This is a genomic window from Cupriavidus sp. DF5525 (assembly GCF_040149425.2).
GTDB lineage: Bacteria > Pseudomonadota > Gammaproteobacteria > Burkholderiales > Burkholderiaceae > Cupriavidus > Cupriavidus pickettii_A.
This window is the reverse complement of the sequence record NZ_CP168267.1, coordinates 954,539-970,847: the sequence shown is the minus strand read 5'-3', so window position 1 is coordinate 970,847 and position 16,309 is coordinate 954,539. Positions and strand designations below refer to the sequence as shown.

Sequence of the window (16,309 nt, the reverse complement as noted above, 5' to 3'; positions counted from 1 at the left end):
ATTTTGTGCTGCGCGTATATTATTATCGCAATAGCTGCGTCGCGCGCACGGTCACCAAACGCCTTGCCAGCCGAATGACGCACCCAACAGCTGAACAAATACACGACCGGCGCACCAAAGGCCGGCTTGTTGCAACGCGAGGCCGCCGCGCTGATGAATCGGCAGGCACGTATCTGGCGCTATTGGGAGGGCGGCGGCTCGCCGATGCGGTCGACAGCTGGGAATTGTTTCCGCTGAAGACAGCCGCGCTGGTCAATGGAAAATGACGCGCCGAAACCGTGGCTATCTACCGCAACGACGACCTCTACGCGCCAAGGCGGCCATGACCAACGAAAATCTCTCACATGGCTCCGAGACCGATTAGGCCAACATCCCTGTGTCAATCAGCACCGAAAGCACGATCACCCCTACTAGGTATCCCTTTGATTTTGATGCAATCTACCGGGATAGCTGCCCCTAGCATTCATGCGGGCGGCGCGCGTCAAGGTAGATGTCGCCTCATTCATGCAGCCAAACGCTGGTTTTCGGCGCCTGGCTTGATACCGGTGGGCACGGCAATCTCGCGCTCCGGATTGAGCGTGACCGTGTCGATTGGCGACCAGTCTCGAGTGTGGCGTGACCAACGACGCGGGTTGCGCTCACGGGCCTGGGCGTATAGCTCATGGCGCGCCAGTTCGATCGGTATCTTGCCGGAATGGATCGCTCGCTGGAGAATGTGCACCGCTTCACCGCGGTTTAACACGTGCTGCATCTCATGGCGAAATGCGGTATTCGTGAAATAGTCGATCAGGAAAATCGTACGAAACAACCGTCCGAGATGCATGCCGGCCTCATAGACTGGCTGTCCGCGCGCCGCTACCCCAAAGCGCGAGAGTGCCTGGACTGCGGTGCATTGCCCGCTATGCACGGACGCCGCAATCCGCACCAGCTCGTCCCAGGCGGACTCAATGAGGCTCAGTCGAACATCTGCATCGGTGACGGCAGCCAGTTCGCCAGGCACATTATGATGCCTGGGGACATGCAGGCGTCTGTCGCGCAGGTGGGACAGTCGCGGACAGAGATCGAAGCCCAACAGCCGTGACTGACTCATCGCGAAATCTGTAAAGCCGTGCGTATCCACTGCAAGTTGCGCTACGTCTTCCGAACCGCCTTGTCGGATCACCCCCTCGATCGCTGCCCCGGCCTGGCGCTCGTTGAGCAAAATTGGCTGGTCATAGAAGATGCCCCACCGATCGCGAACGTGAGTGTACATCCCGATCGAAGCAGTCCGCCGGCGTGGGTCGGCCCGCGCTTTCCAGACAGAGCGTGTCGTTTCCAACGACATCATGTCTGACGAGGCCAGATCGGAGCGCCCCCAATGCTGGGAAATCGGGTGCTGATGCATGAAGGTCAGCACGGCTTCAGCCGCGTGGCGCAACTTCCGTTCGTCCGCAACGCGATGCATCATCTGCCGGATCGCGGGAGGCGACAACTCCGGCACCATTCGGGCGAGATCCGCCGCTGACATCGATGTGCCGTGCGCGAGTATCGCTGCGTAGACCAATAGCAATTCGCTGCGGGAATGCGGCTCTCTTCCCAGCAAGAGCCAACTAAAGTGCGTGGCGCTGTCGATCTCGAGCAGGATCTCAGACAACTGACCGCCGGGGTGCCGCTCAAACAGTGCGCCTCGCAATGTCTCCACATTCGGAGGCAGAGCGATTGCCACCAAGGGGTCGATGTGGATTGCATCGTCAATTTTGAGCTTTCCACACACGACAGCATCCCGGAGCCTGGCGAGGCTTTCATCCAGATGTGTGACCACAGGCTTCAGAAATGCCTGAGCATCCTGTGGCAGCTTAAGATGGCCATAGAAGTGGTTGCGTTTGGCCTTCCAATCGCTGGCGGTGATCAAGAGGGTCGCTTGGCTTCGGAAGGCAAAGCTGTGCTCAAGGAAGACTGAGCCATTCCGCAATCCCACCCGCAAGGCGAAAAGCGTGCCCCACTCGAATGCGGCCAAGGCTCGCTGTCGGTCCTCTCCGTCTAGGGCGGGTTGCCACGCGCGGCCAAGTCGAATCGTGATTGGGTCGGGAAGATGATCGGACTTCCGCGCGTAGAGTTCCTGGAGCACAGCCAACGCTTCAATCACCGGGTGAGTTGACAGGGCCGAGAATGGCAGCAGAACCAACCTGCCGAGCAACGCCCGAGCCTGGCGGTGTCGCGACAGGAGTTGCGTGCGAATCAGGCTGGCACGGCTGGGCGCACGCCAGTTGAGCGCCGCGTCGGCCAGCGTCGACAACTGCTGGCAGAGTGCTTCACGGGTTAGCATCTCATCCGCGGCCAGCGCTTTGACCGCGGTCGCGAACTCTCGCATCTGGGTGGCAGGGTCCGGTCGGCCAGCCTCAATCAGGCGCCGAACGTCATTGACGGACTTCTGAATCCAGTGTCGCAACATGGTCGCCAGATGATCCGTGGCGGCACATAAAGCGTAACGCAGAAAGCAAGCAGCTTCCAATCGGCGGGGTTGCTGCGCGACTCGTTTGCTCACTGAAGGCGGACGATTGGCAGCGCCGGGCATAGTAGCGTATCAGCGCTTCATTGCATGCCACTGGCCAGTTTCGGTGAACGCCCATCTTATAAAGGAGTTCGACCTTGTCGAACAATTCCCCGATCTGGTGGGTCGAGGTTCGCAACGGGACGGCCCAAAGCCATTGCTGCAGGTTCGTGCGGTCGCCATGCGGGCGCGCAAGTGATATGCCCCACGTGTCCAAGGAGGCCCCGTAGGCGCGCACCAGAGCGACGGCAAGCGCCGCCTCGGCCGTGGCGACGGCCTGGCTGATCAGTCTTTTTAGTGCGCGATCATGGGGTATCAGTATCCGATGTTCATACAGCCAGCGCTTCAACTCATGAAACAGCGCGGTGCGGCTCGGCTGTCCCGTCAAACGTTCCTTGAGCCAGCGCGTGACATAGCGGCGCTGGTGCTCAGCCATCGGACTGAAGCCGAGGGCTTGGTAGGCCAACATCTGGTGAGTTGACAGTGTATCGGTGCGCCCATCGTAGAGCGCGTTGAGCGTACCCATGTCCGGCGGCGTCACACCAACCTGGGCACCGACATGCGCCCAGAGAAATCTGGGCACTTGCTTGCAGGCATCAAGCGTACGTCCCGTCATGCGGATAAAGCCGATGTGTACGGCGACGGCCAAGCGATACAAAGGGCTGCGCCGAGCATCAATCAGTGCCCGTTCCTTGGGGGAGTAGGTGAAGAACGTGGCAAGCTCGAATTCGCTGAGTTCCTGTGGGATCTGACGCATCCCGAGGTAGGCCAACCGCCAGTGATCCATCGCGCTTCTCCCACGCGTGAGACGGACTGCGGAGGGTAGCGGCAATGAGAGGTGGTCGCAACGTTCACCACGGTAATATGTCGTTTAAAGCACTTCATGGACTGGGATGGGCAGACAGCAACCTATTGATTTATTGGCATTTTTTTAGGTAGCGGCCCGGAAACCCGCATGGCTACAAGGGGCGGCTACCCCGGTAAACTGCAGCGAAAACAAAGGGAGACCGAGTACCGGTCAACTGGTATTCCTACCGCGATTTGGTCTACGGCAGTAAAAGACCTTCCCGAGTGTGGTCTTCAGCTCAGAGCAATGACCGTCGTGCAGGCGACGGTGCACGCCGCATGCCTTGCATGCTCTCTGCGACGGGAAAAAGCGATCGAGTTACTCGACGATAAATTCCCGCTGGGTGCAATTGATCAGTGACCTTACCTTCGGCCAAGGACAATCCGATGTCCCCGAGCCGTGACTTCCGGCGAGGCGGTGAAACCGCATTACCTCGATCCGCTTGACCGCAATTCCATCGCCGTCGTCGAACTCGAGAACGATCGTGTCTTGCATTGCGGCTCCCCGTCTCATTGTTACGAAGACGATACAGGACCTTTTGGGGCATGCAGCTGACCTGCTCGACGCTCTGGTGTCTTGGCGTGATTGGCAATGTCTGTGCGGTAGCGCACATAGACGGCTCACGTTGGACCCTGTCGCAGCCAAATATGGTCGGAAGTGGTATCTACAGGTCCTCCTGCAAGGCAGCAGCCAACGCGTGAGGGGGCCGAGAGCAGTCCTGGCGCGGGGCGATGCCTTGGCGACGGGAACCACGACAACGCCGCTCAAACTCATGTGGTGCAGCGCCTACGGTCCAGGTGGAAGATATGCCCAACAACCCCCACGCTCTTGATACCAACCCCGATCCGACGCAGCCGCGCTCCCGCGCTCATGCGCCCGGGTCCGGTGATTGCCTGCCGTCACGCATCGACGGCGCCCGCTCCTCGTCCCCGGGCGCTGGAAAATTGCGCCGCCGAAGGCAACGCGGTCAGGCACCGCTTAAGGCGATGCTCATGGTCGCCATCCTGACGGCGACACCAGTTCTGATGTGGCGCTTACTGCAGGCGCAAGTGGTAGATCCACTGGCGGGGCTGAAGTCGCTCAAGACCGCTGTGGTTCCCGGTCCGCCTGCCGAAGTTCTCGATCAGTTTGTCAAGGACAAGGCGGCCGCCATCCAGCTCGGCAAGGCGCTGTTCTGGGACATGAAAGTGGGCAGCGACAACAAGACCGCCTGCGCAAGTTGCCACTTCCATGCCGGTGTCGACAACCGCATCACGAACCAGCTCTCTCCAGGCCTGCTGGGCGGCGATAAGACCTTCCAGCTGGGCCGGCCAAACTACACCCTGAAGCCGGAAGACTTTGCGTTCACCAAGCACGTGGACGTGAACCAGGCGCAGCCGCAACTCTCGAACGTCAATGAGGTTTCCGGCTCGCAGGGGGTATTCACCCGCAACTTCGTTGAATTCGGCACGGGCAAGACAGGCGATGTCTGCGCCACGGTTTCCGACGACATCTTCCACGGCGGTACGGGATTCAACATCAACGGCGTCAACACGCGGCAAGTGACCGGACGCAATACGCCGTCCGTGATCAATGCGGTATTCAATTTCCGCAACTTCTGGGATGGGCGCGCCAACAACGTGTACAACGGCGGCGATCCGTTTGGCATGAGGAATCCCAATGCCCTTGTGTGGAAGCACGAGGGTGGCGTGCTCAGGCAAATCCAGGTGGCCATTCCAGGCGCCTCCCTGGCGTCACAGAGTGACGGGCCTCCTCTGAGCACGGTCGAGATGAGTTGCGCGGGCCGGTCATTCATGAAGCTCGGCAAGAAGCTGCTTGGCCAGCGGCCGTTGGCCGGCCAGACCATCGCTGCGGACGACAGCATACTTGGCCCCTTGGAGTTACTGCGCAACAAGGATCAGCTACCGACTTACTCTGAGCTGGTCAAGAAGGCATTCCGCCCCGAGTATTGGAACTCACCGACACTGATGCGCATGTCGGCTGCGGATGAGGCAAAAGTCGGCTCGATGGATTTGCTTCCCGCCCGCCCGTCCAACCGCAGTGGCGCGAAGTTCGAGGTAAGCCAGATGGAGGCCAACTTCGCGCTCTTCTTCGGCCTCGCGGTTCAGCTTTACGAGTCCACCCTGATTGCCAACGATACGCCGGTCGACCGCTACCTCGACGGCCAGACCGGGGCCTTGAATGAGCAGCAGTTACGCGGCGCCAGGATCTTCACCGGGGCCGGGCGTTGCAGCCGCTGTCACTCGGGTGCCGAACTCACTGCCGCCTCATTCTCCAGCGTGACCGCGCAGCGGCTCAGGCGGATGCCAATGGGAGATGGGCTGGAAGCTGTTTATGACAACGGCTTCTACAACATCGGCGTGCAACCGACCGCAGAGGATCTCGGCGTCGGCGGCATCGATCCGTTCGGCAATCCGTTCTCCGAAACGCGGATGGCGCAGCAGGGCAAGACCCAGTTGCTGGGCAACGGCTTCGATACCACCAAGGAGACGGCAGTCGGCGAGACCCAGCGTGTGGCGGTTGACGGTGCCTTCAAGACACCAAGTCTGCGCAATCTGGAGTTTACCGGCCCGTATTTCCATAACGGCGGAAAATCTACCCTGATGCAGGTGGTGGACTTCTATAACCGTGGCGGGGATTTTGCGGACGTCAACAGGGCGAATCTGGATCGGGGCATTGCGCCGCTCGGCCTGACGGAGTCGGACAAGCAAGACCTGGTGGCTTTCATGCTTGCCCTGAGTGATGACCGCGTGCGCTATCGCAAAGCGCCGTTCGATCACCCCTCGCTCTGCTTCCCCCAGGGGCATAAGGTCAGCTCTTCCGGAGCCTTGCTGCAGGACGGAAGCACCGGGAACGGCGTGGACAACACGGAATGCATTAGCGCGGTGGGAGCGGGGGGCGCGAGCACCGGCCTCAAGCCGTTCCTCAACCTCGATCCGTTCCAGCGTTAGTGGATGAGTCAGCGGCGATTCGCGCAGCGCGGGTCCCGCTGACTCCTTACTGCCCTGGTGCGGTGGCCAACTGGTTGGTCTCGGCCGCCATGATGAAGTCGTTCTCGTTCAGAGCCTTGATCGTCTTGATTTGTCAGGAAATCGTGGCCCGCGCCAACCAAAACTAATATGGGAGTGGCCAAAAGCAGGGGGAAACTCCGTCAGGAAAGGAGTCTATTGTCTTGAGACTACCGGAGATTCCAGTAACGCAATCAGGCGGGCGTTCTCGGCTTGCAGCGCGGCGAACGCATCACGATCAGCCATCGACTCCATACTCGGCAAGCAATTCAGCCATGTCATCGCCCACCCCGTAGCCGGAATTATCACTAGTACAACCTCCCGTAAATAGCTTGAATAATTAATTGCCTCGGATATCATGGCGGGATGAGTCGAGGCCGCCATGCAACGCCAGTGAAGTTGGCGAAGAAAGAAAGACAGGAACTACTATCGCTAATCGAGCGCAAGACGGCGCCGCAGCGAGATGTGATGCGCGCGCGAATCGCGTTGTGGGCCCACGAGGGCCACGCCAATACAGCCATTGCGCGGGAACTGGGTGTATCGGTGCAAACGGTCTGCCTGTGGCGCAAGCGCATTGCCCAGCAAGGTGCCCAAGGCATTCGCGAGGGCGAGCGCAGCGGCCGTCCGCCGCGCATCACGCACGAGGCGCGACTGCAGTTGATCGCGCTGGCGTGTGAAACGCAGGAACCTGAGGGACGGATCACGCCCACGCTCGACGAGATTGTGGAGCGCGCCGTGGAGCGTGGCGTTGTCGAGCAGATCAGCCGCAGCCAGGTGCAGCGCATTTTGCAAGCCGGCGACGTGCGTCCGCACCGGGTCCAGCAATGGCTACATAGCCCAGACCCGGCCTTTCGCGAGAAGGTCAACGGGATTTGCAAGCTGTACCGCAAGGCGCCGCGAAATGCGGTGGTGCTCAGTATCGACGAGAAGACCGGCATTCAGGCCATCGAGCGTAAGCACCCAGGACGCGCACCCGCGCCGGGGCGGCTGCGTCGGCGTGAGTTTGAATATATTCGTCACGGCACCCAGGCGTTGATTGCTGCGCTGGACGTGCATACCGGACAGGTGCTGGCAGAATGCCGCGACCGGCGCACCCAGGAGGATCTGGTCGCCTTCATGGAGCGCGTGGCAAGCGCGTACCCGGGCAAACAGGTGCACGTCGTCTGGGACAACCTGAACACACATTGCGCCCGGGCCGTCTGGCAGACGTTCAACGCGCGGCACGATGGGCGGTTTCACTTCCACTTCACGCCATTGCACGCGAGTTGGGTCAATCAGATCGAACTCTGGTTTGCCCGCTACACGCGCCGGGTGTTGCGCCACGCGAGCCACACCAGCATCGCGCACCTGCGCGAACGCACCGAGCAGTTCGTCCGCGCGCACAATCAGGTGGCCCACCCGTTCAAATGGAGTTTCCGGGGCTATCCGTTGCAAACCGGCGCATCGTAATCGAGCATCCAAATGCCAGCCTTACCCACCAAACATTACGCTGCCAAATTGCAGCAGCAACTGCGCAGCCTGCTCGGCCACGAGCAGATCATCACACAAGCCTACGGGCGTCACCTGCTGATCAAACGTCTGGACGACGAGGAGCCGACCGTGGTGGCTCGGCTGACCGAGCTCGGCCGCAATCGCTATGGTGCCGCCTTTCGCAGCCATAGTGGGCGTTGGGAACCGTTGCCAGGCGCAGGCTCGCTCGACGAGATGGCCGAGTTGGTTGTCACGCTCCTGCAGCCGTATTTGCAGCCCGATAATTATTAAAGCTATTTACGGGATGTTGTACTAGTGCGGCGCACTTGGGCAAGGTGTGCCCAGAGTGCCGGCCGCTGTGTCTCGGGCCAGGTAGCGATCATTTGCAGCGACTGCTCGAACATCCGGACCAAGGCGTCAAAATAGCCAATGTCCGCGCTGAAGCCAGACGCCCGTTCACAATAGAACACCATCAGTTCGGCTATCCCTGCCGGCCGGCTAATGGCCTTCTTGTACTCCGAGATCGCCTTCTTCGCCTTGGCTACCGAGGTGTCCTGGTTTTGAACACATCCGGCCACAGCCAGCAGTCGATGGTCACTTTGTATGGCTTGAGCACATAGCGGCCCAGCGTAAACCGGGCGTACAAGAAGGCCTGGTTGTCCTTACTCGCCACGTACAGGGCCTGTACCAGCCCGATCAGGCCGGCACGGTCGAAGTCGGCCAGCTTGGCTTTGACGCCGCTCCAGGAGGGCTAGGTCTTGCGGGCTGCCTTTGTATTTACGTCCGGCATTGACATGCCCCCCACTATGGAAGAACCGCTCCAGCTGTTGCCACTCGCCGTAGTTGGGTTCAAGTCTGGAAACAGAACCCATATGGAATCGTCGCCCACTCCTTCAGCACCTGATAGTCCCACTCTGGCATTACAATTCGACCGTCCTCCGCGGCCTTTAGGATTGGATCGCCGATCCAGCCGCTAAGTCGGTTCCCTTGGAGCATGAAAAAAAACCACGCGAACGGATGGCCAGCCTTCACGTCGAAGCGAAGCAGCTCATTCCAGAGGCCCAACACAGTCCTGCTGCCTTTGTGCTCAATCCTGGGCAGCCGCTTGGTCGCCGTCCAGGCTGGAATCACGCTTAGAGTCCGCTCACCGGTATCCGGGTTCATGTAGTCGGATATCTCAAACACCCAGTGGCTGGATAGTTCGGCACCGCTACGTCCGGCACTTGATCGGTCCCAGTCAGCGAAGAACCGGGCCAGCCGTGACTTATTGCGCCGCAGCTCCGGAAACTTTTCAAACATGCCGGAAAGGTGAACTTCACCGGATGCCATATCCTTGATGCGCAGCACCTTCTGCTCCACCGCGCGCTTTCTTGCATCATGGAGTCTTGCCTCTAGCCTCAGCACGTCTGCCAAGTTTGCCACGCTGTCCAGCGCATATAACGGATCACCGTACGGGGCAGGATCGCTGAAGGGATAGCCCGCGCAGCGATCGAGCCGGCGCAGATCACCTTCGCTGGCAGGCACATTCCAATTGGAATCAGAAAATAATGGCCGTTCGACCTTCATCTGGATTTGTCTGACCACCAATTGCAGGAATGCGGCGGATCCCTCACCGTAAGGCGCTATGAGGCGGATCATGATGATGTCGGCGCCCGTCAGACGCAGAGTCGACCCTTTGTGCTTGTTCCAGACGGCGCGCCAATCGCCGTTGGCTGCAGTCAGTTCTCCATCGATCCAGTCGCTGTACCGGCCGAGTGACGTACCATCGGGCGCGAGCACCAGGTTGTGCTCGGCCATGCGGGACGATCCATTTCGTTCGTTTCCTAGCCGAACCGTATCCAGGCCAGCGGACCTACGCAGCGCTGTAATCAGGTGTTTGTGGCCATGAGATACCTCAGCCACGCCCACAACGGTCTCCAGGAGATCTCTGGAAAGGTCGGGTACGGTCTTCATGGTTCACCTCGTATGCAGTCGCGTCGCACGGAATATGGGCGCTTGCTAGTGTTATCTCCCGCGCCCCGGTTGCGGCGCCGCAGGCAGGAGAGAGGCTTGACAGAGACCTGATATGTATTGTTGGCTACCGCACCGTCCGCCTCATCAACTGAAGACACAACAATCCGCATGCGTGGAAGTGGGCCGAAACGGAAAGATCATTCAGGAGGCTGTCCCGTATCTAAAGGCCCGGGGGTTCCCCGAGGGTAGTAAAGGTGAGGCGAAACACCTGCCCCGCGCATTCAATGCTGGCCGACAATGATTGAGTCGGCATCCACCAGAGTGTCTACACCGTTGTCCCATTTAAGTATGTTTCAACGGCGAAACGGGCAGTTCCCGGGCCGACAGAGGTGGGGGTCGCCAAAATTGGAATGTGGCACTGACCCGACCGCTGGAGTTCGTCCAGCGTTGGCGTAGTCAACATTGAGTGCGTGAACGGAAAAATCGAAACGATCAGCATTCCTTTTCAAAAGTAGAACCCTGGCCCGAGTTGGAAATGCAGGAGACGCCCGGATCCGGCGCATGGATTGCCACCGCGCCTGCTTGTCCTTCAACAGTTCAGTCGCCTCGTAGGAGTGGCGGTCGATTGGAACGCCTGCCGCTTTCACCAGAATTTGCAGGGTACCAGGCGGGGATTCCGACTTGTCCCATGCGGTCTTGGGGGAGGACAGTGAATTGACGACAAAGATGAAGGTCCTCCGTATATGGTCGAGCGGCGTGAGCTTACCGATTGAAACCGAACACCGTGCCTGCTCAAAGTCATGGCCTGGCATTGAGCCGCTGGCGGATCTGCCAAGCCAGCATGTCAACCGAGCGCGTGGCCGGGGAGAAACGAAAGCGACCTGGCGCGATCGACTGCCCGAGACGCATCCATCCGTCAGGGAATATGCAGACGTGCAAATCATCGTCAATGACGACAATGCCAGCCAGCCCTGGATGGTTCGTGACCCCGCGGCAGAGAATGCCGAGGCGCTCCAGCTGACGTCGCACGGCAGTTGCTCGCATGGGACACCTTGGTTGGGGTCCATATTCTGGCTCCAGCACCGGCGGCAGGTCGGTGCGCACACCCACCGACGGACTCTGTCGACGACGAACAAAGCCGTCGACGGACGAGAAGGTGTATCGGTGGGCATGCCGGAAGTATCCGAACCAGCCCCGCAGGATCGGATTGATCGACGCGATGATGCTCTCGATCGAATCGCCCCGGTGGCGCTTGGTCAGGGCACGGATTCGATCCCGCAGCCCCATCAGACTCTTCTTGCGCACCCAGCGTTGGCCCGCCTCGAACCGGTAACCCAGAAACTCGAAGCCATGACCCTGCAATCGGCAGTTCCCAATGTGGGTCTTATCGGGATGCAGTGTCAAGCCGTTCGCATCCACCCAAGCCCGCATGCGAGTGAGCGCAGCTTCCGCTTCCTCACGTGTGCGGCATAACACCACGGCGTCATCCGCGTAGCGCACCATGACCAGCCCTGCCTGACGCATTTCCACATCAAGCTCGTGCAGGTACAGATTTGCCAACAGGGGGCTGACAACCGCCCCTTGCGGACTGCCAGAAGTCGGCGTCCAACGCGTCATGTCTTCCATGAAGTCTTGCTTGAGAAAGGACTGGATGAGCTCCAGAACTCGGCCGTCCGCGATTCGCCCGGCCACTCTCGCGAGAAGGGGCAGGTGTGGGATCGAGTCAAAATAGCTTTGCAGGTCAGCATCGACCACCCAGCAGTAGCCCGCTTTCACATGCTGGTCAACTTCTCGGAGCGCGTCCTTGCATCCCAAGCCCGGGCGGAAGCCGTAGCTTCTTGGCTCGAACTCGTGCTCGAAGATCGGGCCGTCATCGGGTGGGGGCGTCCATCCCATTGCTTACTTTGGCCGCAGCCTTGTCGCGCCACTTTTGCAGCAGGATGTCGAGTTCGGCGCCGTGCTCGTCCACCGCGCGCCACAGCAGGTATGGCTCGCCTCGTAGCGTCACGAACATCTCTTCGAGATGCCAGGTGCTGCCCGGTTTGCGCCGCTCGGCTTTCACCGGGTGAGCAAAGTGGGTTCCGAACTTGTCGCACCAGCAACGGATCGTCTCATAGGTTACGACCACACCGCGCTCGAACAGCAGTTCCTCGATGTCCCGCAGGCTCAGATTGAACCGGATGTACCAGCGCACCGCGCTGCTGATGACCGCTGTGGAGGCGCTGCTGGTGAATGACGTTCTGTTCGCTGGGCTCTTAGCGCGTGCGCTGCGCTTCAAGCAGGGCGGGGTTCGGCTTCGTGGGCTGCACGACGTGCTGGGGGCGAGGGCCGTAGTTCCGGTGTGAGGGAGGAGTGGCGGTCTGCGGGGCGAGCTGTGCCGCTCTTGCGGCCTGGCGGGCACCCTCAATAACGGTAAAATCCGGGCCCGCAACGGCCGTTCCGGCAATGAGTGCGAAGATCAGGACTAAGACGGTACGCTCGATATTGGCATTCATGGCGGCGATCCTCATGGAGCTGTCGGGGTGGGCATGCCCACCCCGTCCAAGAATAGCGGCACGCCGGCAGGTACGAATGCACTGTATGCCCTGACCGTGAGCGTATGGGTAAGGTATCGCCCAAAAAAGAGGCTAGGGGATTGCCCTATTCGGTGGGCGGGCTCCGCCCTATTGGCTCTCGATCCACTGAATGGCGAAGCGCATCAGCTCCTTGCCGTTCGGGATATCCAGCTTCTCTTTGATGTTGGCCCGGTGTGCGTCGATGGTCTTGATGCTTCGATTCAGTTTCTCGGCGATTTCCCGGGTGCTGAAGCCGAGTCCGATCAGGTGCAGGACTTCGAATTCCCGTTCCGACAGCCGCGAAATCAGGCCCGTCGGCATCTTCCTGGAAGCCGTCAGGGTCCGCGCCAGCTTTTCATGCATTGAGGCACTCAGGTAGATATTGCCTGCCAGCACCTCGCGGATAGCGTTCACAACATGCTCTGTGGCCTCGAGTTTCATCAGATACCCGTTTGCCCCTGCCCGCAATGCGCGTTCTGCAAACAGGCTTTCGTCATGCATGCTGAGGACGAGGATTGCCACCTTTGGATAGCGGTGTCGGAGCGTCCTGACAAGGTCCAGGCCGGAGTTCGAGTGCAGACTGATGTCCACAATGGCCATGTCGGGCTGGCAGGCCATGGCCGCCAAGGCTTCTTCGGCACTACCGGCCTCACAGCAGACTTGCAGGTCCCCATACAGATTCAGCAGGTGGGTCATCCCGTCCCGGATGATGGGGTGGTCATCCACGATCAGGATTTGAGTCGGGCGGCCCAGATCAGACGAGTTCGCGTGCATGGCCCGGCCCCTCCGGTATGGGATAGCTGATGGCGACGGTGGTGCCACCCGAAGCATTGCGGGTCACCGTGCAAGAGCCGCCCAGAAGGCTGGCCCGGTGACGCAGGTTGTGAAGTCCCAGTCCCGAGGCACGCTCCATTTGGTCCAGTCCGACGCCCACCCCGTCGTCACTGATTGAAAGCCTCTGCATGCCGCCCACGCGCTCCAGGTCGATCCAGATGTGGCGGCCCTGGCTGTATTTCAGTGCGTTGCTGACGGCCTCCTGGGCCGCGCGGTAGAGGTTGATCTGCATCGGCGGACCCGGCAAGTCCACGTTTGACGCGATCCGGAGCTTGCAGTCTATGCCGCTAAGGCGAGTCGATTCCGCCAGCCCATGCAGTGCGGACGTAAGGCCACCGGATTCCATCGCGACGGGGTCCAGGCCATGGGCAATCTTGCGGGTCATCGAGGACGCCTGCTTCACCAGCCCGACGATGGCAGCGGCGTCAGCGGCGGCGGGGTGGCCATGCGTCTGCAGTTTCTGATTCAAGGTGGCGCAGTAGAGGCCCAGGCTGGTCAGGTGCTGCCCAAGCCCGTCATGCAGTTCTCGGCCGATGTGTCTCTGCTGTTGATCGCCGATCCGGATCACTTCTCCTTCCAACAGTCGACGGCGCGCCATCTCGTGCTTTAGCTCAAGGTTTGACTTCTCGAGGTCTTCGGTTCGCTGCCGGACGCGCCGTTCCAATTCGATGTGGGACGCCCGCAGGAGGCGATGGATGTGCTGCTCCTGAGCATGTGCCGCCACCAGCAGCAGCCCGGTTACTGCCACGACGTTCGCGAAGGCGCACCATCTCACGAGGCTGTCCACCGGAGCTTCGGCGGCAAAGGGGCCGGTGCCGTGCGTGGTGCCCCAGATGGCCACGATCGAGACCATCAGGGTTGAGAGGCTGGAGCCCAGGTGATCGAAGCGCAGAGCCGCCCAGATAGTGAACGGAAAGATCGCCAGGGCGGCAGGATAGTAGCCGTGCCCGGCAAGTTCGGTGGCACCGAAGATGAGGTAACTCACCCAGAGGGTGGCAACGGTCAGTCCGCACGCCTCCATGGCGTGCTTTGCGGAGCGGACAGGGTTCGGATACGTGAGCAAGCCGAGCAGGGGCGGGGCCAACACCAGCACCCCCATCATGTCACCGAGCCACCATTTCAGAATGGCTGCGCTGTACTCGGTGACCGGCACCAAGCCCCCTCCAAGCAGGGCGGTCGCGCCAATCAGCGCACTCACCGCCGTACTGACCATCGCAGCCAGGACGATGAGGGCAAAGACGTCCTTGATGCGGTCGAGGGTGATCCGGAATCGCGCCACTCGGTTCAACAATGTTGCTGCCGTCAAGGCTGCAACCGTTGCGCCGAGCCCAATCACCGCGGCCGCTGGCAGGGGCACTCCCACCGACAAGTTGGCCAAGACGGAGCCAATGGCAATTCCGGGGGCAACTGCGAAGCCGAGAACGAGCAATGCGACCAGGGCGATGCCGCTGGAAGGCCAGACCAGAGACACCGCGCCGCCTACTACCGCATAGGCAAGTCCCAGCTTTGCACCTGCGAAATACGCCAATGCGACGAACCCGGTGTGAAGGAGGAGGCTGAGCCTGGAATTGCCCCGGATGATGACCATTGTTCGCTTCCAATCATGAGGGGACAGATCCTTGAGGCGTCAAGTCGTTCTTTCGTCAGCCGGAGTGCCGACAAGCTACGACGTGGTAATACTTCCGGAAAAACAAAACGTCCGATACTCCTGTGGTGAGTGTCGAGTGGGCCGGCCGAATCCGTGCCGAGCGCCGTGCGGTCAAGCCATTATGGCGCAAGACAACCACGAAGCCACGTCAGAATTCCTCTGTGCGACATCGCACATACATGGGAACGCTGTGGGATCTAAGCCTTGGATGGAGGGGATACTGTACAGTCTGCCCAGTTCGGCTTTGGTGGGCACGGCCCGCGGCAAAGCCCGGGTCTGGGTTGACCCAATCGTAGAGAATGACCTTGCCGAGCCGGTTGTGTCGCAGTAAGGAGGCGTAAGCGGGGAAGCCGGTGGCGGTCGTTGGCCTATGCGGCCAGCGAGTAGAATTGCTGGGCAGCAGACGCAGTGCTCCCATCGGAGCACTGCATCTGGCCCTTGGCAATCATGTGCATGAGTTCGATGCCGCCCAACAGGATGATGGTCGGTGTGATCTCCAGCATCAGGTCGTTGTACATTTTCTTCGGCACGGTGTTAATCGTGCCCGCTAGAAAAACGCTCACGATGACTTCGTCAAAGCTGATTACGAAGGCAAAGATCCAGGCCGCGGCCAGATTGGGCGCCAGCGTCGGCACCACCACCCGTCGCATGGTCTGTGACCAGCTCGCGCCCAGACTCCATGCCACCTGTTCCATGCGAATATCGAAGCCTCGGATCGCCGTGTTGAGCACCATGACCACGAACGGAATAGCGAGCAGGGTGTGCGCGAGAACCAGGCCCGTGATTGTCCCGAGCAGATTCCAGCGGGCGTAGAAGAAATACAGCGCGATCGCGATAATGACGCCCGGCACGATCAGTGGCAGCATCAGATTGGCTTCGGCCAGCGCTCGCCATCTGGATTGCCCGCGAACCAGGCCATAGCTCGCCAGGCTACCGAGCATGACTGCCGCGCTGGCGGTCAGCATCGCGATCAATGCGCTGTTGGAGAAGGCATCAATCCAGTCAGCATCCGACAATAGAAGCTGAAACCATCGAAGCGACCATCCCGGTGGCGGAAAAGTGAGGGCGTTTGCTGAAGAAAATGACATGGGTAGCACGATGGCCACCGGGATCAACAAGAAGGCGAGGGTCAGCAAGGCCCAGGCCCGGAGCCAAAACGCAGACACAGTACGTGGCGCATTCATGATTTTGTCTCCGTCATTCGAGTCAGGCGAAAGAAGATCGCAAAGACTCCGAGTGCAAACGCGAGTAACGCTGTTGAGATTGCGGCCGCCAGTGCCCATTCCGACGTCTCGTTGATCAGCGTGTCAAGAAGGTTGCCCAGGAGTGGCACCTTGCCCCCGCCGAGAATGGCCGGGGTGATGTAGAAGCCAAGGCTCAGCATAAACAACAACAAGACGCACACACCCAGCGCGGGCAATGACAAAGGGAAGAAGACGCGCCAGAAGATCTGCCGCTTGGATG

11 protein-coding genes and 3 pseudogenes are annotated in these 16,309 nt (G+C 60.3%); 4 read left to right on the top strand and 10 right to left on the bottom strand.

The genetic code is table 11. The annotated features are described in order from the left end of the window. The first annotated feature begins 74 nt into the window (after positions 1–74). Positions 75–266: a hypothetical protein gene (locus ABNX08_RS38990; RefSeq protein ID WP_349606197.1), complete on the top strand. Its 192-nt coding sequence runs from the start codon at positions 75–77 to the stop codon at positions 264–266. A gap of 236 nt (positions 267–502) precedes the next feature. Here ABNX08_RS38990 and ABNX08_RS38985 read toward each other — a convergent pair. Beyond that, positions 503–3,317, bottom strand: a pseudogene (locus ABNX08_RS38985) (Tn3 family transposase). A gap of 261 nt (positions 3,318–3,578) precedes the next feature. After that, a pseudogene (locus tag ABNX08_RS38980) lies at positions 3,579–3,872 on the bottom strand (ISKra4 family transposase); the annotation flags it as partial. Positions 3,873–4,369: 497 nt separating this feature from the next. On the opposite strand from ABNX08_RS38980, the gene ABNX08_RS38975 reads away from it, so the two are divergent. The 3 genes from ABNX08_RS38975 (at position 4,370) to ABNX08_RS38965 (ending at position 8,146) form a co-directional block, all read left to right on the top strand. Next, a complete protein-coding gene (locus ABNX08_RS38975; RefSeq protein WP_374063742.1) occupies positions 4,370–6,328 on the top strand; it encodes a cytochrome-c peroxidase in 1,959 nt (652 codons plus the stop codon). A 423-nt stretch (positions 6,329–6,751) separates the two neighbouring features. Further along, positions 6,752–7,834 carry an IS630 family transposase gene (locus ABNX08_RS38970; RefSeq protein WP_374063741.1) on the top strand — a complete coding sequence of 361 codons (1,083 nt, stop codon included), beginning with the start codon at positions 6,752–6,754 and terminating at the stop codon, positions 7,832–7,834. 12 nt (positions 7,835–7,846) lie between these two features. Beyond that, positions 7,847–8,146, top strand: coding sequence for a hypothetical protein (locus ABNX08_RS38965; RefSeq protein WP_115216551.1), 300 nt, complete (start codon positions 7,847–7,849; stop codon positions 8,144–8,146). Between the two features lie 558 nt (positions 8,147–8,704). Here the strand turns inward: ABNX08_RS38965 and ABNX08_RS38960 are convergent. The 8 genes and pseudogenes from ABNX08_RS38960 to ABNX08_RS38925 form a co-directional block, all read right to left on the bottom strand. Then, positions 8,705–9,808, bottom strand: a complete 1,104-nt coding sequence (locus tag ABNX08_RS38960) for a hypothetical protein (RefSeq protein WP_349604359.1) — start codon at positions 9,806–9,808, stop codon at positions 8,705–8,707. A gap of 798 nt (positions 9,809–10,606) precedes the next feature. Further along, positions 10,607–11,704, bottom strand: coding sequence for a reverse transcriptase domain-containing protein (locus ABNX08_RS38955; RefSeq protein ID WP_349604357.1), 1,098 nt, complete (start codon positions 11,702–11,704; stop codon positions 10,607–10,609). Between the two features lie 7 nt (positions 11,705–11,711). Then, positions 11,712–12,014 (bottom strand): annotated as a pseudogene (locus ABNX08_RS38950) (DDE-type integrase/transposase/recombinase); the annotation flags it as partial. Between the two features lie 49 nt (positions 12,015–12,063). After that, on the bottom strand, positions 12,064–12,303 hold the full coding sequence (locus tag ABNX08_RS38945; protein ID WP_349604354.1) for a hypothetical protein: 240 nt from the start codon (positions 12,301–12,303) through the stop codon (positions 12,064–12,066). Positions 12,304–12,471: 168 nt separating this feature from the next. After that, a complete protein-coding gene (locus ABNX08_RS38940; RefSeq protein WP_349604352.1) occupies positions 12,472–13,137 on the bottom strand; it encodes a response regulator transcription factor in 666 nt (221 codons plus the stop codon). Then, positions 13,118–14,785 (bottom strand): MASE1 domain-containing protein, encoded by a 1,668-nt coding sequence (locus ABNX08_RS38935; RefSeq protein ID WP_349604349.1) that lies wholly within the window; start codon positions 14,783–14,785, stop codon positions 13,118–13,120. Before ABNX08_RS38935 ends, ABNX08_RS38940 begins: the two co-directional genes overlap by 20 nt. Positions 14,786–15,213: 428 nt before the next feature. Continuing rightward, positions 15,214–16,029: an ABC transporter permease gene (locus ABNX08_RS38930; protein ID WP_349604347.1), complete on the bottom strand. Its 816-nt coding sequence runs from the start codon at positions 16,027–16,029 to the stop codon at positions 15,214–15,216. Beyond that, positions 16,026–16,295, bottom strand: coding sequence for a hypothetical protein (locus tag ABNX08_RS38925; protein WP_349604364.1), 270 nt, complete (start codon positions 16,293–16,295; stop codon positions 16,026–16,028). Before ABNX08_RS38925 ends, ABNX08_RS38930 begins: the two co-directional genes overlap by 4 nt. Between the last annotated feature and the right edge of the window lie 14 nt (positions 16,296–16,309).